Origin of the sequence: Bradyrhizobium sediminis (assembly GCF_018736085.1) — a bacterium.
Classification (GTDB): domain Bacteria; phylum Pseudomonadota; class Alphaproteobacteria; order Rhizobiales; family Xanthobacteraceae; genus Bradyrhizobium; species Bradyrhizobium sediminis.
Genome location: NZ_CP076134.1, coordinates 4,701,591 through 4,722,646, shown reverse-complemented (window position 1 = coordinate 4,722,646; position 21,056 = coordinate 4,701,591). Strand labels below are relative to the sequence as shown.

Sequence of the window (21,056 nt, the reverse complement as noted above, 5' to 3'; positions counted from 1 at the left end):
TGTTAAGAACCGGCAGGAATCGTAGAAAGCCCTATTCGAAGTCGCTCTTCCATTGGGAAGAGGCTGGGGCCGTTGGACCTTGCCGGAGGAACAACCTTGATCATCCGCCGCCTGATTGTGCCGCTTACCGTGGCCCTTGTTACCGGCCATGCCGCCCAGGGTTTTGCGCAAGGCGCATTCCCGGCGCCGCTGCCCGGTCAGGCCGCTCCGAGCAACGCTTCGCCGTTTCCGCCGGTTAATGGCGCGGCTCCCTCTGCTTCCGTCGGGGGAGCCCCCAGTCCGTTTCCGGCGACGGGCGCGGCGCCCGTCACCGGCGCCGCATTCTCGCGTCCCCCGGCTCCGCCGACGCAGGCGGGCGGTCCCCCCGATGAATGCATGAAGGGATTCATCCCCTTGCGCGCAGAGGCGGAGAAGCGCGGCAAGCTGATCAAGGCCGCCAGCGACCGCAAGGCGAGCCCGGATGAAGCCTGCAAGCTGATCGGCAATTTCGGCCAGGCGGAAATCAAGATGATCAAATATATCGAAACCCATGCCGCCAAATGCGGGATTCCGGCGCAGGTCGCGGACCAGATGAAGACCGGCCACAAGAATACCGAGGCGATGCAGAAGAAAGTCTGCGCGGTGGCGCAGCAGCAGCCAAGAGGCCCGGCTGGGCCGAGCCTGAGCGAAGTGCTGGGCTCTTCGGCATCGATGCCGGAGGCGACCGCCACGCGGAAGGGCGGCAGCACCTTCGATACCCTGAACGGCAACGTCCTCACGCGATGATCCGATGAGTACCGCCCGCGTTGCCGACGCGACCGGCAACTGGGTCGACACCCGCGCGCCGTCCTGGTCGCGGCCCTATTTGCGGCTCTGCCGCCTCGACCGGCCGATCGGATCCTGGCTGCTGTTGATGCCGTGCTGGTGGTCGGCGGCGCTCGCCGCCGGCGTCGCCGGCGATATCGGCCGATTGCCGATCAACATCGTGCTGTTCTTCGTCGGCGCGTTCGCGATGCGCGGCGCCGGCTGCACCTGGAACGACATCACCGACCGCGATCTCGACGCGCTGGTCGAACGGACGCGGTCGCGGCCGCTTCCGGCCGGACAGGTCAGCGTGCCGCAGGCGGCGGCCTTTCTGGTGGTTCAGGCGTTGATCGGGCTGGCGGTCCTGCTGCAGTTCAACCGTTTCGCGGTCATGACCGGCATCGCCTCGCTGATCATCGTCGCGGTCTATCCGTTCATGAAGCGGATCACCTGGTGGCCGCAGATCGTGCTCGGCCTCGCCTTCTCCTGGGGTGCGCTGATGGGATTTGCGGTGACGCTGGGACGGATCGATGCGACGGCACTGGTGCTCTATGCCGGTTCGATCGCCTGGGTGATCGGCTACGACACCATCTATGCCCACCAGGATGCCGAGGACGACGCGCTGATCGGCGTCAAATCGACCGCGCGGCTGTTCGGCGCGCGCACCCATCAGGCACTGGTGGTGTTTTATGGTCTGGCGGTGGTCTTGATCGGCGTGGCGCTTGCCCTGGCTGGTGCGCGATGGCCGGCCTGGATCGGGCTTGCCGCATTCGCAGTCCATCTGGTCTGGCAAATCGCCCGGCTCGAGATTTCGAACCCGGCGCTGTGCCTGAAGATCTTCAAGTCCAACCGCGACGCGGGGCTGCTCTTGTTTGCAGGACTGCTCGCGGAAGCGGCGATGCGAGCCGCCTGACGCGCTGCGGCGGCCGCCGCCCCGAATGTCCGTCCGGTGCGCTTCCCGTATTTCTCCGGAATTGTCCCGGTCGAATCCTTCGACTTATGATTGATGCTTGGCTTCGGCGGCCTTGAAGGCGACATCAAACGAGCAGACGGGGCCAGCTGATGGACCGGTGTCAGGCTAGTTCGTCCAGGCTCAATGCAGGCAAGCCGTCAGCCGGCTCGCTTGCGGACCGAATTCTCGAATTTATCGGGACGTGCCATGCCAAGCCGCTGGTGTGGCGGCTGATTGGGGCCCTGGTCGCGGTGTTCGCGGCGATTGCTTTTCGTGTGGTCTTCCTCGATGCGTTGGGCGGGCGCTTCACCTATGTGACGCTGTCTCCGGCCGTGGCGATAGCGGCTCTGCTCGGCGGCTTCGCCGCCGGCGCTCTGGCAGCCATCGTGGCTGCCGTGCTGGCGCATATCCTCGTCTCGCCGTTCTCGTCGGGCGCCGACCTGATCGGTCTGGCGACCTTTCTCGCAAGCAGCTTGATCTTCTCGGCAATGGCGGAGGCCGTGCGCATCTCGCGGGCGCGGCTCGCCAGCGCCGGTCAGACGCGGCAGAGCGAAGCGCAACTGCGTGACTTCGTCGAGCGCGTGCCGGCGGCCATCGCCATGTTCGATACCGATATGCGTTATCTCGCGGCCAGCGCGCGCTGGCGAAGCGATTTCAACATCGAAGGCGGTGTGATCGGGCGATCGCATTACGAGGTGTTCCCCCGGATATCGGAACGCTGGAAAGACATCCATCGCCGCGGGCTGGCGGGGGAGGGCTTGCGCGCCAACGAAGATTCGTTCCATCGGTCCGACGGATCGAAGCAGTGGTTGAGATGGGAAGTGCAGCCCTGGTACAGCGGCGACGGCACGGTCGGCGGAATTACGATCTTTTGCGAGGATCTCACCGAGCTGAAGCGGACCGAAACGCAGCTCGTGCAGGCGCAAAAGATGGAGATGGTGGGAAACCTCTCCGGCGGCGTCGCCCACGACTTCAACAATCTCCTGACCGTGATCCTCGGCAATGCCGAGCTGCTCGGCGAGCAATTGCAGCCGCGGCCGGACCTGGTGCAATTCGCCGAGAGCATCGGCCGGGCCGCCGATCGCGGCGCCGAATTGACCCAGCAGTTGCTGGCATTCGGCCGCCGGCAAACCCTTCGCCCGGCCGAAATCGATTGCAACGATTTGCTCGGCGAGGTGCAGGAACGGCTGCGCCGGACCTTGCGCAAGGACATCGAGATCAGAGTTGATTTCGCCCCTGACCTGCCGGCGGCCTTCGCCGACCCGGCGCAGCTCGAAGCCGCGGTGCTCAATCTCGCGCTCAATGCGCAGCAAGCGATGACCGCCGGTGGCCGCCTGACGATTGCAACATCGGCGGCATCGTTCGACCGGCATCATCAAAGACTGCATCCGGACGTCCCGCCCGGCGACTACGTGTTGATTGCGGTCGGCGACGACGGCGAGGGAATTCCGAAGGATGTGATCGGGCGTGTCTTTGAGCCGTTCTTTACGACCAGGGAGAGCGGCAAAGGCAGCGGGCTCGGCCTCAGCATGGTCTACGGCTTCGTGAAGCAGTCCAACGGTCACGTCTCGATCGACAGCGAACCCGGCCTCGGCACGATTGTGCGGATGTATCTGCCGCAGGCTGTCCCGGACTCGTCGATGGCTGGAAGTGGCGCGGCGAACGCGGCGGCTGGATGAAATCTCCGCCGATCGTGTAGGCGTCAGTTCCTCGCGATGATCTCGCGTTCGCCCTGATGGATGTTGGCCGGATTGAGCAGATCGCCGGCGCGTCGCCGCACCAGGAATTTTGGACGCCGCGTCCGGATCGCGTTGTGACGCCGGCGCCGCGCCGCGGGCTGGCGCGGCTTGTCTTCCGGCAATTGCGGCAGCGCGAAGATGTCGCTCCACATCTGCCAGGCCGCTGCGATCTCGTCGCGGTCGGAGCTGACGCACAAGGGGATCGTCAATGACGGATCGCGATGCGCGAGAACCAGCATCTGGGCGTCGTCGATGCCGCGCAGGCCAACGCCGAGAAAATCGCTGACGCGGACGTTGACCGCCATCCGCATGCCGTGGACGGCGCGGCGCAGCACGACGCGTTCGCGGTGAAGTTCGATCTGCCGGACGCCGCCGTCTGCGCGGATATCGTGCGCATCGAAGCGGACGGGCAGGGAAAGAGGGTCGAGCCGCAATGCGCGGCTCGACCCGGCGGGATTGAACCCGCTTGTTGCTGTTTGACGCCTCACGGCTTTGTCTCCCCGCCGGGATTATGCTCCCGGTCGATACGCGAGACCGTAGCCGAGCCCCTCTCCGAAATCGCTTAAAAAGGCTGGTTAATCCGGCGTCACCGGCCATGCATCCGCCCGCATGATTGACAAGACCTTGGCTCACATGATTGACGAGACCTTGCGGGCATGGCGAAAATCTTTCGCTTTCGGGCCCAACAAATGCTTGAAATCCCTGTGAATCAGGCACATTTGAGATATCGGCCGATTTGCATCCGGGCCTGCTTCGATCCTCCTTGAATCCTCGGGATTTTGTTCGTGATCTCTTCACCATCAGCCGCATCCGCGCTTTCATCCGATACCGCGACATCCGATCTGTTCGACCAATCGGCGCTGAGCACGCTGGCGCAGCGCCTGGTCGAGGCGGCGCGGCGCGCCGGGGCGGACGCCGCCGACGCGGTGGCGGTGCGCGGCATCTCGCAAGGCGTCGAGGTGCGCGACGGACGCGTCCAGGAATCCGAACGCTCGGAAGGCGACGACGTCGGACTGCGCGTGCTGGTCGGACAGCGCCAGGCAGTGGTCTCGACCAACGACGTCAGCGGCGATGGCGTCGCGAAGCTTGCCGAGCGTGCGGTGGCGATGGCGCGGGTCGCGCCCGACGACAAATATGTAGGTCTCGCCGATCCGTCCTTGCTGGCGCGGGATTTTCCCGACCTCGATCTGCTCGATCCCAAGGTACCCTCGACATCGGAACTCGAACGCCGCGCCTGCGAGGCGGAAGCGGCCGCGCTCGCCGTCAAGGGCGTGACCAAATCGGGCGGGTCGTCGGCCTCGGCCGGCATCGGCGGCATGGTGCTGGTGACCTCCACCGGCTTCCACGGCTCCTATTTGCGCTCGAGCCAGAGCATCTCGATGACCGCGATAACGGGCGACGGCACCGGCATGGAGCGCGACTACGACTACACCACGGCGCCGCACGCTTCCGATCTTGCCTCGCCCGAAAGCGTCGGCCGCAAGGCGGGCGAGCGCACGGTCGCGCGCGCCAATCCGCGCAAGGTCGAAACCTGCAAGGTGCCTGTGGTGTTCGATCCCCGGGTTTCCGGCTCGCTGGTCGGTCACCTGGTGGGAGCCGTCAACGGCGCCTCGATCGCGCGCAAGACCAGTTTTCTCAAGGACCGCCTCGGCCAGCAATTGTTCGGCAAGAACATCCGCATCATCGACGATCCCCTGCGGGTGCGCGGATTGCGCTCGCAGTCGTTCGACGCCGAGGGCGTCAAGGTCAGGAAGCTCGCCATTATCGATGAAGGCGTGCTGACCTCGTGGCTGCTGGATTCCGCGACCGGGCGCGAACTGGGGCTGGTCACGACCGGCCACGCCCACCGCGGCGTGTCGTCGTCGCCGTCGCCGGGACCGTACAATCTGCATCTCGAGGCAGGAGAGCCCACCCCGGCCGAACTGATCTCCGACATCAAACAGGGATTCTACGTCACCGACCTGATCGGCTCGGGCGTCAATGGCGTCACCGGCGACTACAGCCGCGGCGCATCCGGCTTCTGGATCGAAAATGGCCAAATCACCTATGCAGTGAGCGAGGTGACGATCGCGGGACATCTGTTTGAGATCTTCAAGTCGATGGCGCCCGCCAACGATCTGGAATTCCGTTACGGCGTCAATGCGCCGACGGTTCGCATCGAGGGACTGACGCTTGGCGGACGTTAAAGCCGAAAGCGTGCACAGCGGGGTCCTGGCGCGCGATGTACTGGCGCACGACGCCGCATTGCTGACCGATACTGTTCGGGAGGCTGGCGCGCTGGCGCTGTCGCTGTTCCGCACCGAATTGAAGAACTGGACCAAGGGCGCGTCGTCGCCGGTTTCCGAGGCCGATATCGCGGTCAATGATCTCCTGGAAAAAAGGCTGCGCTCGGCCACGCCGGATTACGGCTGGCTGTCGGAAGAAAGCATCGACGACGAGGTGCGGCTTCAGAAGCGGCTAACCTGGATCGTCGATCCGATCGACGGCACCCGGGGTTATCTTGCCGGCCGCGAAGACTGGTGCGTCAGTGTGGCGCTGGTCGAGGATGCGACGCCGGTACTGGCGGCGGTGTTTGCGCCGGCCAGCGATGAATTCTTCTTTGCCATGCGCGGCCGCGGCGCGGTGCGCAACGATGTGACGGTCCGCGCGGCGCCCGGCGGCGAGCTGGATTTCACGCGCGTGGCGGGTCCGAAACCGCTGGTCGAACGGCTCAGCCGGTCGCCTCAGGAGATTGTGCTGCACCCCCGAATCGGATCGCTGGCGCTGCGGCTGTGTCGGGTCGCGCAGGGCAGCCTGGAGGCGGCTTTCGCCGGCGGTCAAAGCCGCGACTGGGACCTTGCCGCGGCCAATTTGATCGTGCAGGAAGCGAATGGTAACATGACCGCTCTCTCGGGGGACACGATCCTCTACAATCGCCGGGAGGTGACGCACGGGGTGCTGGTGGCAGCGGGTCGCGATCGTCATGCGCGCATCGTCGAGCATTTTCGCAACCGCCCGTTGCCCTGAGCGTCCTCGCTACGCGTCGCGACTGCCACTTGCCGGGCACCGCATTAGGAAAATGAAGCATGCCAGATAGTGCCCAGCAGCAATTGCTGCATCTCGTTATCGGGGGCGAGTTGACCGACCTCGAACACACCACGTTCAAGGATCTCAATCAGGTCGAGATCGTCGGCGTATTTCCCAACTACGCGACCGCCTACGCGGCCTGGAAAGCGAAGGCGCAGCAAACCGTGGACAACGCCCACATGCGCTACTTCATCGTTCATCTCCACCGGCTGCTCGATCCAGGTCAAGACGCGAAGCCTGCCCGTTGAAAAAGCTAATTCGCAATCTGCTGCGCAGCAGCTGGGTTCAGCGCGCTGTGGGAATTCTCGCGGCCGAGTACCTGCGGCTGGTCTGGCTGACCAACAAGTTCAGTTACGATCCGCCAAACGTCTATGAACTGGTCGAGCCGGCGCAGCCGGTGATCTTCGCCTTCTGGCACGGCCAGCATTTCCTGACGCCGTTCATCAAGACCAAGGAGAGCCACCGCGCCAAGGTCTTGATCTCGCGGCATCGCGACGGCGAATTCAACGCCATTGCGGCCGAACGTCTCGGTATCGAGACCATTCGCGGTTCCGGCGATCATGGCGGCGCGTTTCATCGCAAGGGCGGCGTCGGCGCGTTCAGGGAAATGGTGCAGGCGCTCGAGCAGGGCTATAATGTTGCATCGACCGCCGACGTGCCGAAGCGCTCGCGGGTCGCAGGCCTCGGCATCATCATGCTGGCGCGGGAATCCGGACGGCCGATCCTGCCGTTTGCCATGGTCACCAGCCGTTTCGCCCGATTGAACAATTGGGACCGCACCACCATTAATTTGCCATTCGGGCGCGGCGCAGTGGTAGGTATTGATGCGGTTTTCGTGCCGCCGGACGCAGATGCCGAGACCATGGAAAAGTGCCGCCTTCAGCTGGAGACTTACCTGAACGACGCGACCCGTCGCGCCTATGCGCAGGTCGGGCACCCGGAGGCTGCGCTTGACTAACGCCCTGCCGATGACGCTGCGTGTCTACCGGAAGCTGTCTTCCGCCGTGGTGCCGTTGGCGCCGGCGCTGATCAAGCGGCGGCTGAAGCAGGGCAAGGAGGATCCGGCGCGGATCGGCGAGCGCCGCGGCATGAGCAAGGATGTCCGGCCGCACGGGCCGCTGGTCTGGATCCACGGCGCCAGCGTCGGCGAGGTGCTGGCCGCGGCGGCCCTGATCGAAAGATTGCGCGCGCTGAATATCCGTATCCTGCTCACCTCGGGCACGGTGACCTCGGCGGCGATCGTCGCCAAGCGGTTTCCCCCCGACATCATCCATCAATACGTGCCTTACGATTCGCCGCGCTATGTCGCGCGCTTTCTCGATCACTGGCGGCCTTCGCTGGCGCTGTTCATCGAGTCCGATCTGTGGCCCAATCTGATTCTGGCGGGCGCGGCGCGGCGTCTGCCGATGGTGCTGATCAACGGCCGGATGTCGCAGCGCTCGTTTCCGCGCTGGCGCCGGATGGCCGGCACGATCTCGGCGCTGCTCGGCCGGTTCGACGTCTGCCTCGCCCAGTCGCAGGTCGATGCGGAGCGCTTTGCGGCGCTCGGCAGCCGCAACGTCGTCACCACGGGAAACCTGAAGCTTGACGTGCCGGCGCCGCCCGCCGATCCCGCCAGGCTGGAGCGGCTGATGGCGGTAACGCGCGGCCGCCCGATCGTCGTCGCGGCGTCGACCCATCCCGGCGAGGAGGAAATCCTGCTGGAGGCGCATCGGACGCTGGCGGGATTCTTTCCGTCGCTCCTGACCGTGATCGTGCCGCGGCATCCCGATCGCGGCGAGGCGATCGCGCGCGCCATCGCGGCCTCCGGCCTGCACGGGACTTTGCGCTCGCGCGAGGAATTGCCGATCGCGGCCACCGACGTTTATGTCGCGGACACCATGGGCGAACTCGGATTGTTCTATCGCCTCGCGCCGATCGTGTTCATGGGAGGCTCGCTGGTTCCTCACGGCGGACAAAATCCGATCGAAGCGGTCAAGCTCGGCGCGTCGATCGTCCATGGCCCTCACGTGTTCAATTTCACCGATGTCTACGAGGCGCTCGATGGTGCCTTCGGCGCCCGGCAGGCCGACACGCAGGAAGCGCTGGTGAAGCAACTCGGCCAGTTGCTGGCCGATCCGGCGGCGCGCGAAGCACTGGTCGCGGCCTCGACCCGCGTGATCGAACAGCTCGGCGGCGCGCTCGAGCGCACGCTCACGGCGCTCGAGCCCTATCTCTTGCAGTTGCGGCTCGAAATGGGAGCGGCCAATGCGTGAGCCGGCCTTCTGGCACCGGCCCCCGTCATGGACTTCGCGATTTCTGATGCCGCTTGGCGCTCTCTACGGCGCGGTGACGGCCCGGCGCATGCAACGCTTGGGTTTCGACGCCGGCATCCCCGTGCTTTGCGTCGGCAATTATCATCTCGGCGGCGCCGGCAAGACCCCGACCGTGCTCGCCCTCGCCAAATTGTTGCGCGATCTCGGCGAGACGCCCGTCGTACTCAGCCGCGGCTATGGCGGAAAATTGCGCGGCCCGATCATGGTCGATGCGCAGCGGCACGCCGCCGCCGATGTCGGCGATGAACCGTTGATGCTGGCGCGGACGGTTCCGGTAGCGGTCGCGCGCGACCGCATCGGTGGCGTCGCACTGGCGCGCTCGCAGGGCGCCAGCGTGATCGTGATGGACGACGGCTTCCAGAATCCCGCCATCGTCAAGGATGGTTCCCTGATCGTGATCGACGGCAGCCGCGGCCTCGGCAATGCTTGCGTGTTTCCCGCGGGGCCGTTGCGCGCGCCGCTGGATCAACAACTTGACCGTACCGATGCCTTGATCGTGATCGGCGATGGCGCCGCGGCCGGGGCGGTTGCCGCCGAGGTCGCCGCGCGGGGCAGGCCGGTGCTGTCGGCGCATCTGAAGGCCAGCGATGCTTCGGTGGCCTCGCTTGCCGGCAAGCGCGTGCTGGCCTTTGCCGGGATCGGCGATCCCGCGCGTTTCTTCCGGACGCTGCGCGCAAACGGAATCGAGGTCGTCGCGGAACGGGCCTTCGCCGATCACCATCCGTTTTCGATAGGTGAGATTGAAACCCTGATCGCTGAAGCCAGGCGCGACGGGCTGACGCTGGTGACCACGGAAAAGGATCTGGCGCGGCTGCGCAGCGGCGAGGGGTTGCCGTCCTGGGCCGAAGATATCGTGCCGTTTGCGGTGACGCTCGAATTCGATGACGCCGCCGGATTGCGGAAGTTCGTGGCGGAACGCCTGTTTCAGGTGCGCGAGAAGAAATTTCGCAGAGGCAATTAGCCCTGCGTCTTCACCGAGGCGGGAAAATGCCGCTGCAGCACCGCGGTGGGGATGGCATAGGCCTCCTGCAGATCGACGCTCCAGTATTTCAGCTCGTCGAGCGGTATCCGCGCATCGGTTACCGCGCAGCGCACGTAGGTTCCCGGCGAGATCACGCGGAAATCGCCATCCAGATATTGCACCTGCGCTTCGCCGCTTCCCGAGGGACCGAATTTATTCAGCAAGGTTGAACTCTCCGACCAGTCCCCGACGATTGAAGCCGAGGCTATATGCTTTTCGCAAAGCCGATCTATCATAAATAGGTAGTGGTGTCCGCCCGTTAAACCCACCGATTTGTGATGATTTATGGCTTTTGGCGCATGATAGCCTTGCGGGACCATGGACTGCCGCTCTCCCGGCACCTGAGCTATCCGGCAAACCCGATGCGCCTTCTGTCAGCAGCTACATTCCTGACGCTCTTTGCCGTGGCGTTTGCCGCCGATGCCTCGCCGTTGCCCTCGCCGCGTCAGGTCGAGATTCCCTCTGAAAACGGCACATTGCACGCGCAGCTTTACAAGCCCGAAGGTGACGGCCCGTTCCCCGTGGTGATCGCGCTGCACGGCTGCGGCGGCCTCGGCGGCCGTTCCGAGCCGGTGCAGCGTCGCTACCGCGACTGGGCCGAACAATTGCTGAAGGGCGGCCAGGCGGTGCTGCTGCCGGACAGCTACGGCTCGCGCGAATTGGGGCCGCAATGCCGGGTCAAGGAGCGCCGCGTCCTCGCCCGCCGCGAACGGGTCGCCGACATCATGGCGTCCCGGCAGTGGCTGGTGCAGCAGCCATGGGCCAGGCAAGATCGCATCAGCCTGTTGGGATGGGCGGACGGCGCCAGCGCATTGCTGTGGGCGGTGCGTCCGCAATCCGCCTCGCGCAAGGCCGAGCCCGACTTCCGCTCGGCGATTGCGTTCTATCCGGACTGCCGCATCTCGTCACGCCTCGGATGGAGCGCACGCATTCCGACGCTGCTGTTGATCGGCGCCAGGGACGACATCAGTTCGCCGCCCGCCTGCCGACAGATGATCGACGGCGCGCGCGGTCGCAGCGCGTTGGCGCGGATCGTGGTGTATCCCGGCGCCTGGCACGATTTCGACCGCGCGAATTTTCCGTTGCAAGCGATCGGCGGCGCGGCCGATCCGGCCTTGCCGGAGCGCGGTCATCTCGGCACCGACGCGGAAGCCCGCGCCGATTCGATTCTGCGTGTCGCGGAATGGCTGGCGCGGTGAGATCGAGCGCAATGCTTTCTTACCCTCCAGGGGAGGGTAAGGCAGACGCATCCCCTAAAACAAACTGCCCTGACCGGCCGGCTTGACGGCGCGCTTCGGCGCTGACGTCTTCGTCTCGCCGGCGGCCGGCTTTACGGGACGCGTCGCCGCCGGCCGGTCGGCATCGGCCGTCGCGCCGACCTTGCCGTCGGAAAATTCCAGATCGAGCCGTGCACCCGGTCCGATCTGGGCCGCGGCATGCACGGGGTGGCCTTGCTCGTCGCGCACCAGCGCGAAGCCGCGCGCCAGCACGCTGCGATAGGACAGTGCGGCCAGCAATTGGCCGCTATGGGCGATACGCGCCTGATGGCGCTGCAGCGCAGTGACGAGGGCGCGGCGGGCGCGCTCGGCCAGCCGCAGCGCGCGTTCGTGGTCGCGCGCAATGGTCTGGCGCTGCGCCTGGACGTTGGAGAGTTTCGAGGCCTGCAGCCGGACCTCCAGTCCCGCGAAGCGATCGCGGCGGCGGCGCACCAGCGACCGCGCGCCGTTGCTCAACCGTTCGCTGTTGATGGTGAGCCGCTGCGCGGCGTGGCTGACCTGCGCATGCAGAACGCGCAACGTCAGTTTCGCGCTCGTGGCGGCGAACCGGCGGAAATGCGCATGGGTGTTGGCTTTCAGGCCGCGGGGCAAGGCGGCGCCGGCGCCATCGAGCCGTTGCCGCGGGATCGCCAACAGCTCGCCGGCCGCGGGCAGCGCCCGCGCGGCTGCGCGCAACTCGTTTCGGCGGCCTTCCTGGGCGCGCTGCCAGCACAGCATGGTGCGCCGCGCCAGCGCGGTGACCTCGACGAACAGTTCGGCGCGCACCGGCACCGCCATTTCGGCAGCCGCGGTCGGCGTCGGCGCGCGCTTGTCGGCGGCAAAGTCGATCAGCGTGATGTCGGTCTCGTGCCCGACCGCCGAGATCAGCGGGATCATGCTGTCGGCGGCGGCGCGGACCACGATCTCCTCGTTGAACGACCACAGGTCCTCCAGCGAGCCGCCGCCGCGCGCGACGATCAACAGATCCGGCCGCGGAATCCGGCCCTGTTCCGGCAGCGCGTTGAAGCCGCGGATCGCCGCTGCGACCTGTTCGGCCGAGCCTTCGCCCTGCACCTTGACCGGCCATACCAGCACGCGGCGCGGAAAGCGGTCTTCCAGCCGGTGCAGGATGTCGCGGATCACTGCTCCCGTCGGCGAGGTGACCACGCCGATCACTTCCGGCAGCCATGGCAAGAGCTGCTTGCGCGCCGCGTCGAACAGGCCTTCGGCGGCAAGCTTCCTCTTGCGCTCTTCCATCAGCGCCATCAGCGCGCCGACCCCGGCGGGCTCGATCGCTTCAATGACGATCTGGTACTTCGACGAGCCGGGATAGGTGGTGAGCTTGCCGGTGGCGATGACCTCGAGGCCCTCCTGCGGCTTGAACCGCATCCTCGAATGCACGCCCTTCCAGATCACCGCCTCGATCTTGGCGCTCTCGTCCTTCAGCGCGAAATAGCAGTGGCCGGAAGAATGCGGCCCGCGGAAACCGGAGATTTCGCCGCGCACCCGGACATGCCCATAGGCGTCCTCCACCGTCCGTTTCAGCGCAGAGGACAGTTCGGAGACGGTGAATTCCGGCGCGTTGAGAAGGGGTTCGGCTGCAGCCATTCGGACCATCGATTCGGGCGTTTCGGACTGGCCCGCAAGTTAGGGATTTTCCGCCCGCGCCGCCAATCGGACCTTGCCCAGCCATACTCTGTGTTATAGAGTACTCTATATTAATGAAATCTGGTGAGGAACATCATGACGAAATCGCTGCTACGCGGCTCCTTGAGCACCCTTAAATGGGCGCTGTGCGCGGTGGGCGCGGCCGCGCTGCTGATCACTGCATTGGTCGCCGCGCCACTGACGCGTCCGCCTGAGCTCGCCTCCATCTCGGCTGCGCGCGGCACGGTCGATTTCAACGCCTTGCCCGCCGTGGAGCGGTTTCAGGCGCGGGACGGCACCTGGCTCGGCTTCCGCCATTACCCAGCGAATGGCCCCGGCGTGGGCCGTGCGGCCATCGTGATTCACGGCTCGTCCGGTTCCAGCGGCGGCACCATCCACGCGCTCTCCGGGGCCCTGGCCGCGCGCGGCGTGGAAACCTGGGCGGTGGACATTCGCGGTCATGGCACTTCGGGCACCCGCGGCGACATCGGCTATGTCGGCCAGCTCGAGGACGATCTCGCCGATCTCGTCGCGGTCGTTCGCAAATCCAACCCGACCGTGCCGCTGACCCTGGTCGGCCATTCCTCCGGCGGCGGCTTCGCGCTTCGCGTCGCCGGCTCGCCGATCCAGGATCTGTTCGAGCGCACTGTGCTGCTGGCGCCCTATCTCGGCTACAGCGCGCCGACCAACCTGCCGAACTCCGGCGGCTGGGCCCGTGCCGATATTCCACGCATCGTGGGGCTGGCGGCGTTGCGCGCCATCGGCATCCGTTGCTGCGAGGCGCTGCCGGTGCTGGCTTTCGCAGTGCCGCCGAATTCCGAGAAGAATTTGGTCGGAACCTACAGCGACCGGCTGATGCGCAACTTCGCGGTCCGCGACGGCGATTTTCGCCGCGACCTCGCTGCGGCAAGGAAGCCGGTGACGATCATTTCCGGCGCCGATGACGAACTGATGCTCGCGGACAAATATGCCCAAGCTGTGCACGCAGTCGCGCCCGCGGTTGACGTGAAGCTGATCGATGGCGTCAATCACATGGGCATCGTCAGCGTGCCGAAGGCGGTGTCGGTCATTGCCGACGACGTCGCCACGCGTGCAACGGCCGGGTCGTAACCGCGACCGGGAAGAGGGCGACATGATCGACAGCCAGCAAGCTTCAAAGGCGCTCGCCGAAATCAACGAGATCGCGCGCCGCGTCCGCCAGTCGCGGATCTATAATCTCGCGAGCCTGTTGATGATCATGTGGGGCGGGCTGGTCCTTGCCGCCAATGTCGCTTCGTTCGCCTGGCCGCGCCATGCCGGCTATATCTGGATCGCCGCCAACGCAATGGGGGTCGCGGGTTCCTTCGCGGTCAGTGCCTTCACCTATTCCCGGACCGGAGTCCGCACCTTCGATCTGCGGATGCTGACGGCGTTCCTGCTGTTCTTCGCCTTCGGGGTCGCGACCTGCGCGCTCGGCCATTTCGGGCCGCGGGAGCTCGGGACGTTCTGGCCGATCTATTTCATGCTGTTCTACACCATCGCCGGGCTGTGGGTCGGCGTGGCCTTTGTGGTGATCGGTCTTTCCATCAGCGCGCTGACGCTGATCGGCTATTTCTTCGTCGGGCCGTGGTTCGAGCCATGGATGGCGGTGGTCAACGGCGGCGGGCTGATGCTGGGCGGTCTCTGGATGCGCCGGAACTGAGAGCGATGGCCGAACTCGACGACATCATCCACCAGCCGCTGCGGCTGAAAATCATGGCGGCGCTGAACGCGCTGCCGGCCGCCTCGGGGCTGGAATTCTCCAGGCTGAAGAAGCTGACCGGCGCCACCGACGGCAATCTCGGCGCCCATATCGAGACGCTCTCGAAAGCCGGCTATGTCGCCGTCGAAAAGGCGTTTGTCGGCAAGAAGCCGCAGACCACGGTGACCGCCACCGCGGCCGGACGCGGCGCCTTCGCCCGCCATGTCGCGACGCTGCAGGAAATCATCGCCGCCTCGGCGGGGAAGCCTTGAATCTAGTCGTCATTCCCCGACGCGCCAATTGGCGCGTCTGAGGGCGCTCGCTACGCGAGCGAACCCGGAATCTCAAGCTCGAGATTCCGGATCGGCGCGCATGCGCGCCGTCCGGAATGACGGCGTTTGGATAGCTACCCCCTTGCAGCGGCGGGGAGTTTCGTGCGACCGACTGCGTTTCCGCAGACCCTATTTGGTTCCCTCATGAACATCCTCCTGCTCGGTTCCGGCGGCCGCGAACACGCTCTTGCGTGGAAGATCGCGGCCTCCCCATTGGTGACGAAACTCTGGTGCGCGCCGGGCAATGCCGGCATCGCCCGGGAAGCCGAGTGCGTCGCGGTCGATGTCGCCAGCCACGCCGCGGTGATCGATTTCTGCCGCGCCCACGCCGTCGATCTTGTCGTGGTCGGCCCGGAAACACCGCTGGCCGCCGGGATCGTTGACGATCTCGCCGACGCCGGCATCAAGGCGTTCGGGCCGGGCAAGCAGGCGGCGCAGCTTGAGGGCTCGAAGGGATTCACCAAGGCGCTCTGCACCGAGTTCAATATTCCGACCGGCGCCTATGGCCGCTTCACCAATGCGGCCGAAGCGCTCGCTTACGTCCGCTCGCAGGGCGCACCGATCGTGGTCAAGGCCGACGGACTTGCGGCGGGCAAGGGCGTCGTCGTGGCGATGACGCTGGCCGAGGCGGAGGCTGCCATCGCCATGATGTTCGACGGCGCGTTCGGCGCAGCGGGTGCCGAAGTGGTGATCGAGGAATTCCTGTCCGGCCGCGAGATCAGCTTCTTCGCGCTGTCGGACGGTGAGACCGCGATCGCGCTCGCATCCGCCCAGGACCACAAGCGCGTGTTCGACCATGACCAGGGACCGAACACCGGCGGCATGGGCGCCTATTCCCCGACGCCGTTCGTGACGCCGGAAATCCACGACCAGATCATGTCCCGGATCATTCTGCCGACCGTCGCCGGCATGAAGGCGCGCGGCACGCCGTTTCGCGGCGTGCTCTATGCCGGCGTGATGCTGACGCCGGACGGCCCAAAACTGTTCGAATACAATGTCCGCTTCGGCGATCCGGAATGCCAGGTCTTGATGCTGCGGATGATGTCGGACATCGTGCCGGCGATGCTGGCGTCATGCGACGGCCAACTGAAGAACTTCGACCTGCGCTGGTTTCCCGATCCCGCGCTGACGGTGGTGATGGCGGCGAAGGGCTATCCCGGCGACTACGGCAAGGGTTCGGTGATCGAGGGGCTCGATGACGCCGCCAAGATCGAGGGCGTCGAGATCTTTCATGCCGGGACCAAGGCGGGCGGCGGCAAGATTCTCGCCTATGGCGGCCGCGTGCTGAACGTCTGCGCGTCCGGCAAGACCGTCAGCGAAGCTCAGCAGCGCGCCTATGCGGCGGTCGACCGCATCCAATGGCCCGAAGGCTTCTGCCGCCGCGACATCGGCTGGCAGGCGGTGGCAAGGGAGAAGGCGAAAAGCTAGCGCGCTCCATCTTCCGTCCTCACAGCGTCATTGCCTGCGACAAACGCGAAGCGTTTGCGCAAGGGAGCCCTTGCGACGAAGCAATCCAGCTTGTTTCGGCAAAGCTGGATTGCTTCGCGGAGCCTGTCATCGGGCGCGCGTTCGCGCGACCCGTTGGCTCGCAATGACGGAATTGGACGCCGCCCTTTGCGCGCCTCTCGAAGGGCGTGCGGGTGGCCTCATGTATCCAGTACGCGCGCAGCGCCTGTTGGCGATCGCGATGTTGGTGTTTACTGGATCATCCGCCGGAGCCTGTCATCCGGGCGGCCGAAGGCCGGACCGGTTGGCGGATGATGACGTAAGAGTGTGAAAATGCCCGATCTCGCCGATCTTTTTCCCGGCTATGCTTCCGAATGGATCAACACAGGGTTGGGCCGCATCTTCGCGCGCGTCGGCGGCAAGGGGCCGCCGTTGCTGTTGCTGCACGGCTTCTCCGAAACCCATGTGATGTGGCACCGCGTCGCGCCGCAGCTTGCGGACAAATTCACGCTGATCATCGCCGACCTGCCGGGCTACGGCTGGTCGGACATGCCCGAGAGCGACACGGCGCACACGCCCTACACCAAGCGCGCGATGGCGCAGACCATGATCGAGGCGATGGAGCGGCTCGGCCATGTGCATTTTGCGCTGGCCGGCCACGATCGCGGCGGCCGTGTCGCCTATCGTCTCGCGCTCGATCATCCCGGCCGGCTGTCGCGGCTGGCGGTGCTCGATATTCTGCCGACCTTCAACTACTGGGAACGGATGAACCGGCTCTATGCGCTGAAGATCTATCACTGGACCTTCCTGGCGCAGCCCTTTCCGCTGCCGGAGATCTTGATCGGCGGCAATCCGGATTTCTTCCTCAAGCAGAAGATGGCGAGCCAGACCAAGTCGAAGAATCTCGACGCGATCGAGCCGCGCGCGCTGGAGCATTACCTCGCGCCGTTCCGCGATCCCTCGCGCGTGCATGCGATGTGCGAGGATTACCGCGCCGGCGCCTATGCCGATTTCGAGATCGACAAGAAAGATCACGACGCCGGCAAGAAGATCACGATCCCGATGCTGGCGCTATGGGGCGATGCCGGCGTCGCCAGCGCCGCCGCGACACCGCTCGACACCTGGAAGACCTGGGCGACCAATGTGTCGGGCGCGCCGGTCGACAGCGGGCATTTTCTGACGGAGGAGAATCCGGACGCGACGGCGAGGGCGTTGCGGGAGTTTTTTCTGGCGGGGTAGTTTTTCCCGTCATTGCGAGGAGCGAAGCGACGAAGCAATCCATCTATCCGTTGTGCTGCACGATGGATTGCTTCGCGGAGCCTGTCATCGGGCGCGCGTTCGCGCGACCCGTTGGCTCGCAATGACGGTTGGGGCTGCTACCTTCGCACCTTGAAGAACTCCTTCAGGAGCGCCGCCGCCTCGCTCTCGCCGACGGCGGAATAAACCTGCGGCACATGATGACAGGTCGGAGACGAGAAGAACCGCACGCCGGAGTCGACCGCGCCGCCCTTGGGATCGGCTGCGCCGTAATACAGCCGCCTGATCCGCGCAAACGAGATCGCGGCCGCGCACATCGTGCAGGGCTCCAGCGTGACGTAGAGGTCGCAATCGACCAGCCGCTCGGTGCCGATCGCCTCGGCAGCCTGCCGGAGCGCCAGCATTTCGGCGTGCGCCGTCGGATCGCGGTCGGTCAGGGTGCGGTTGCCGGCGGTGGCGATGACCTCGAAATCCCGCACGATCACGCATCCGATCGGGACTTCACCGGCTTTTCCGGCGTTTTTGGCCGTTTTCAGCGCCAAATCCATGAAAGAAGGGGCGGTCATGCCTCGTATCATTGGAAGAAACCTGCTACTAGATGCACATTCAGCAAAAGTGGATGCCGGTTTTGCGTGAGAATGCGCCTTGAGCCAAGCGCGCGCGCGTGATCGCTATGACAGCCCGTCCACATCCGCCTGATCGCCATTTCATTTGGACACGAGAGACCATTCATGCCCCGCGACAACGATAAAAACAACGATTCCCGCGGCCGTCGCGATCGTCCCTCCGGCGGCAAGGGCCGCTCCGGCGCCGCCCGGGGACCCGAAAAGAAGTTCGCCAAGCGCGGCTTTGCCGGCAAAGCCGAGGGCGAGCGGCGCCCCTATGCCGGCAAGTCCGACGGTGCGAAATCCCACGGCAAGAAGCCCTATGCGGGATCCGGCAAACCCTACGCCGGCAAACGCGACGGCGACGCCCCGCGCCGCGACTACGGTGACGCCCCGCGTCCCCGCGGCGACCGGCCGTTTGGCGATCGTCCGCAGCGTTTCAACCGGGAAGACCGTCCCCGCAGCGACGACCGCGGCGGCGAGAAGCGTCCCTATACTCCCCGCAGCGAACGCGGCGATGCGCGTCCGGCTGGACGTTTTTCCGACCGGAAATTCGGCGACAAGAAGCCTTATACCCCGCGAGAGGGGGGCGGCGAGAAGCGACCCTATACGCCGCGTGGCGATAGACCGCAGGGTGATCGCCCCTACAGTGCGCGTCCGTCGCGCGATGGCGATCGTCCCCGCGGCGACCGGCCTGAGCGGAAATTCGGCGGCGACAAGAAATTCTCGCGCGGTGCGCCCCGGGACCGCAATAGCGGCCCTGGTGATCGTGGCCCGCGCAAGGATTTTGGCGACCGTCCGCCTCGCGGCGAATCCAAGCCGTGGCAGAAGCGCGACGCCAGCTCGCCCGACCATGCCGGCCGCAATTCCCGTCCCTCCCGCGACGGCGCGCGCAATTTCGATCGGCCGAAATTCGACAAGCCCCGTTACGACAAGCCCCGCGAGGATCGCGGCGGCGACGAGCGTCCGCGGTTTTCGCGGCCGCGCGAGGATCGTCCTCACGGGGATCGTCCCCAGGGCGATCGTCCGTTCCGCGAGCGGCCGAAATTCGACCGTCCCCGCGAGGACCGACCGAAATTCGATCGGCCGCGTCGGGATCGCGAGGGCGGCAGTTCCTGGCAGGAGCATCCGCGCAGCGAGACATCGGGCGAAAGGCCGCGCCGCGACAACGAGGATGACAGCAAGGTCTTTGCAAAGCGCCCCGCCTTCGGCGGCCGCGGCGCCTATCGTGAGCGCAAGCCTGAGTTCGAAAAACGCGCCGCCCGGCCGCCGCGCGAAAAGAAATCCGGCGAGCGCATCGCCAAGGTGTTGTCGCGGGCCGGCCTTGCCTCGCGCCGCGACGCCGAGGAATGGATCATGCAGGGCCGCGTCACCGTCAACGGCCGCGTCATCAATTCGCCGGCGCTGGATGTCACCGCCAACGACGTCATCACCGTCGACGGCAAGCCGTTGCCGCCGCGCGAGCGCACCCGGCTGTTCCTGTATCACAAGCCGCGTGGGCTGATGACCACCCATGCCGACCCCGAAGGACGGCCGACGGTGTTCGACCATCTGCCGGAAGGGCTGCCGCGGCTGATCTCGATCGGCCGGCTCGATTTCAACACCGAGGGCCTGTTGCTGCTGACCAATGACGGCGGGCTGGCGCGGGCGCTCGAACTGCCCGAGACCGGCTGGCTGCGGCGCTACCGCGTCCGCGCCCATGGCGAGGTGACGCAGGCGCAACTCGACGAGCTGAAAAAGGGCGTCGAGGTCGATGGAGTCAAATACGGCCCGATCGATGCGACGCTGGAGCGCGACCAGGGCGCCAATGTCTGGCTGGTGTTCGCGATCCGCGAAGGCAAGAACCGCGAGGTGCGCAACGTCATGGAGCATCTCGGGCTCGAGGTGAACCGGCTGATCCGGGTGTCCTACGGTCCGTTCCAGCTCGGCGAACTCGAGGAAGGCCAGGTCGAGGAGGTCAAGACCCGCGTGCTGCGCGAACAGCTCGGCGAAAAGATTGCCGAACTCGCAGGCGCGGATTTCAACCGGCCGATGCCGGGCGAAGCGAGCGAAGATGCCGACGGCGATAGCGCGCCGCGCGGCAAGAAGCCGTTCAAGCCGGCAGGCAAGAGCGCCCTGATCGCCGACCGCAAGGGCCGCCGCGTGCTTGTGCAGCGCACCGGCAGTGAGGAAGCCCGCGCCCGCAACGAGGAAGAGGCAAGCGGATATGGTCCGCCGCGCCGTCCGAAGCGCGGCTATCACGGCAAGCGCGACCTCAAGCCGCTGGACGAGTGACGCTCGATGCGAGTCGTCGGTGGGCGATTGAAGGGCCGCAACCTCGCGTCGCCGGCCTCGCGCGACATCCGTCCGACGGCGGACCGCTTGCGCGAGTCGCTGTTCAACATTCTGATGCACGCCTATGACGATCCGATTGCGGACGCGCGCGTGCTCGACCTGTTCGCCGGCACCGGCGCGCTCGGCATCGAGGCGGTTTCGCGCGGTGCTGCGTTCGCGCTGTTCGTCGACAACGGCGCCGAGGCGAGGGCGCTGCTCCGCAACAATGTCGAGGCACTGGGCCTGGGCGGCGTCACCAAGGTCTACCGCCGCGACGCCAGCAATCTCGGCCCCGCGCACCCGATGGAGCCGTTCTCGCTGGTATTCCTCGATCCGCCCTATCGCATGAACTTGGCCGAGAAGGCGCTGGCCTCATTACGCGACGGCGGCTGGCTGACACCGGGCGCGCTCCTGGTGGTGGAAGAAGCCAAGGATGCCGCCTTCGTCGCGCCGGATGGCTTCGAGGAGCTGGAGCGGCGGGCGTATGACGATACGGAGTTTACGTTTTTGCGGTTCAATTCGTAGGGTGGGCAAAGGCGCTCTCCGCGCCGTGCCCACCAACTGACGGTAGACATGAAATGGTGGGCACGCTTCGCTTTGCCCA

General features: G+C 65.8%; 21 protein-coding genes. 17 read left to right on the top strand and 4 right to left on the bottom strand.

What is annotated here, in order from left to right; all coding sequences use genetic code 11:
* The first annotated feature begins 99 nt into the window (after positions 1-99).
* From KMZ29_RS22710 to KMZ29_RS22700, 3 genes are all read left to right on the top strand, one after another.
* On the top strand, positions 100-765 hold the full coding sequence (locus KMZ29_RS22710; protein ID WP_215624378.1) for a hypothetical protein: 666 nt from the start codon (positions 100-102) through the stop codon (positions 763-765).
* A gap of 4 nt (positions 766-769) precedes the next feature.
* Positions 770-1,696, top strand: coding sequence for a 4-hydroxybenzoate octaprenyltransferase (gene ubiA / locus KMZ29_RS22705; RefSeq protein WP_215621294.1), 927 nt, complete (start codon positions 770-772; stop codon positions 1,694-1,696).
* Between the two features lie 149 nt (positions 1,697-1,845).
* Positions 1,846-3,414 (top strand): two-component system sensor histidine kinase NtrB, encoded by a 1,569-nt coding sequence (locus KMZ29_RS22700; RefSeq protein WP_215621293.1) that lies wholly within the window; start codon positions 1,846-1,848, stop codon positions 3,412-3,414.
* Between the two features lie 23 nt (positions 3,415-3,437).
* Here the strand turns inward: KMZ29_RS22700 and KMZ29_RS22695 are convergent, their stop codons facing one another.
* Positions 3,438-3,962 carry a DUF6101 family protein gene (locus tag KMZ29_RS22695; protein ID WP_215621292.1) on the bottom strand — a complete coding sequence of 175 codons (525 nt, stop codon included), beginning with the start codon at positions 3,960-3,962 and terminating at the stop codon, positions 3,438-3,440.
* 297 nt (positions 3,963-4,259) lie between these two features.
* Here KMZ29_RS22695 and KMZ29_RS22690 point away from each other — a divergent pair, with 297 nt between their 5' ends.
* Genes KMZ29_RS22690 through lpxK form a run of 6 tightly spaced genes read left to right on the top strand, consistent with a single transcriptional unit; the run spans position 4,260 to position 9,816 of the window.
* On the top strand, positions 4,260-5,660 hold the full coding sequence (locus tag KMZ29_RS22690) for a TldD/PmbA family protein (RefSeq protein WP_215621291.1): 1,401 nt from the start codon (positions 4,260-4,262) through the stop codon (positions 5,658-5,660).
* Positions 5,647-6,480, top strand: coding sequence for a 3'(2'),5'-bisphosphate nucleotidase CysQ (locus KMZ29_RS22685; protein ID WP_369810045.1), 834 nt, complete (start codon positions 5,647-5,649; stop codon positions 6,478-6,480). Before KMZ29_RS22690 ends, KMZ29_RS22685 begins: the two co-directional genes overlap by 14 nt.
* A 59-nt stretch (positions 6,481-6,539) precedes the next feature.
* Positions 6,540-6,788, top strand: coding sequence for a DUF4170 domain-containing protein (locus tag KMZ29_RS22680; protein WP_215621290.1), 249 nt, complete (start codon positions 6,540-6,542; stop codon positions 6,786-6,788).
* The gene (locus KMZ29_RS22675) at positions 6,785-7,498 is read left to right on the top strand and encodes a lysophospholipid acyltransferase family protein (protein ID WP_215621289.1); all 714 of its coding nucleotides are present in this window, start codon (positions 6,785-6,787) and stop codon (positions 7,496-7,498) included. Before KMZ29_RS22680 ends, KMZ29_RS22675 begins: the two co-directional genes overlap by 4 nt.
* Positions 7,461-8,795 (top strand): 3-deoxy-D-manno-octulosonic acid transferase, encoded by a 1,335-nt coding sequence (locus KMZ29_RS22670; protein ID WP_215621288.1) that lies wholly within the window; start codon positions 7,461-7,463, stop codon positions 8,793-8,795. The genes KMZ29_RS22675 and KMZ29_RS22670 overlap by 38 nt, the downstream gene beginning before the upstream one ends.
* Positions 8,788-9,816: a tetraacyldisaccharide 4'-kinase gene (gene lpxK / locus KMZ29_RS22665; protein WP_215621287.1), complete on the top strand. Its 1,029-nt coding sequence runs from the start codon at positions 8,788-8,790 to the stop codon at positions 9,814-9,816. Before KMZ29_RS22670 ends, lpxK begins: the two co-directional genes overlap by 8 nt.
* On the opposite strand, the gene KMZ29_RS22660 is transcribed toward lpxK, so the two are convergent.
* Positions 9,813-10,040: a DUF2093 domain-containing protein gene (locus tag KMZ29_RS22660; protein WP_215621286.1), complete on the bottom strand. Its 228-nt coding sequence runs from the start codon at positions 10,038-10,040 to the stop codon at positions 9,813-9,815. The two genes, lpxK and KMZ29_RS22660, sit on opposite strands and share 4 nt — an antisense overlap.
* 198 nt (positions 10,041-10,238) lie before the next feature.
* On the opposite strand from KMZ29_RS22660, the gene KMZ29_RS22655 reads away from it, so the two are divergent.
* On the top strand, positions 10,239-11,075 hold the full coding sequence (locus KMZ29_RS22655) for a dienelactone hydrolase family protein (RefSeq protein ID WP_215621285.1): 837 nt from the start codon (positions 10,239-10,241) through the stop codon (positions 11,073-11,075).
* A gap of 54 nt (positions 11,076-11,129) precedes the next feature.
* Here KMZ29_RS22655 and xseA read toward each other — a convergent pair whose 3' ends face one another.
* Positions 11,130-12,740 (bottom strand): exodeoxyribonuclease VII large subunit, encoded by a 1,611-nt coding sequence (gene xseA, locus KMZ29_RS22650; RefSeq protein WP_215621284.1) that lies wholly within the window; start codon positions 12,738-12,740, stop codon positions 11,130-11,132.
* Positions 12,741-12,875: 135 nt separating this feature from the next.
* On the opposite strand from xseA, the gene KMZ29_RS22645 reads away from it, so the two are divergent.
* The 5 genes from KMZ29_RS22645 to KMZ29_RS22625 all read left to right on the top strand — a co-directional run bounded on the left by KMZ29_RS22645 (position 12,876) and on the right by KMZ29_RS22625 (position 17,516).
* Positions 12,876-13,889 (top strand): alpha/beta hydrolase, encoded by a 1,014-nt coding sequence (locus KMZ29_RS22645; protein WP_215621283.1) that lies wholly within the window; start codon positions 12,876-12,878, stop codon positions 13,887-13,889.
* A gap of 22 nt (positions 13,890-13,911) precedes the next feature.
* Positions 13,912-14,460: a hypothetical protein gene (locus tag KMZ29_RS22640; protein WP_215621282.1), complete on the top strand. Its 549-nt coding sequence runs from the start codon at positions 13,912-13,914 to the stop codon at positions 14,458-14,460.
* A gap of 5 nt (positions 14,461-14,465) precedes the next feature.
* Positions 14,466-14,771: a winged helix-turn-helix domain-containing protein gene (locus KMZ29_RS22635; RefSeq protein WP_215621281.1), complete on the top strand. Its 306-nt coding sequence runs from the start codon at positions 14,466-14,468 to the stop codon at positions 14,769-14,771.
* Between the two features lie 204 nt (positions 14,772-14,975).
* Positions 14,976-16,259, top strand: a complete 1,284-nt coding sequence (gene purD / locus KMZ29_RS22630) for a phosphoribosylamine--glycine ligase (RefSeq protein WP_215621280.1) — start codon at positions 14,976-14,978, stop codon at positions 16,257-16,259.
* 351 nt (positions 16,260-16,610) lie between these two features.
* Positions 16,611-17,516, top strand: a complete 906-nt coding sequence (locus tag KMZ29_RS22625) for an alpha/beta fold hydrolase (RefSeq protein ID WP_215621279.1) — start codon at positions 16,611-16,613, stop codon at positions 17,514-17,516.
* 137 nt (positions 17,517-17,653) lie between these two features.
* Here KMZ29_RS22625 and KMZ29_RS22620 read toward each other — a convergent pair whose 3' ends face one another.
* The gene (locus tag KMZ29_RS22620) at positions 17,654-18,112 is read right to left on the bottom strand and encodes a nucleoside deaminase (RefSeq protein ID WP_215621278.1); all 459 of its coding nucleotides are present in this window, start codon (positions 18,110-18,112) and stop codon (positions 17,654-17,656) included.
* Between the two features lie 153 nt (positions 18,113-18,265).
* On the opposite strand from KMZ29_RS22620, the gene KMZ29_RS22615 reads away from it, so the two are divergent.
* Entirely contained in the window at positions 18,266-20,413 is a 2,148-nt protein-coding gene (locus tag KMZ29_RS22615) for a pseudouridine synthase (RefSeq protein WP_215621277.1), read from the top strand.
* A gap of 6 nt (positions 20,414-20,419) precedes the next feature.
* Entirely contained in the window at positions 20,420-20,977 is a 558-nt protein-coding gene (gene rsmD, locus KMZ29_RS22610; RefSeq protein WP_215621276.1) for a 16S rRNA (guanine(966)-N(2))-methyltransferase RsmD, read from the top strand.
* Positions 20,978-21,056: the final 79 nt, after the last annotated feature.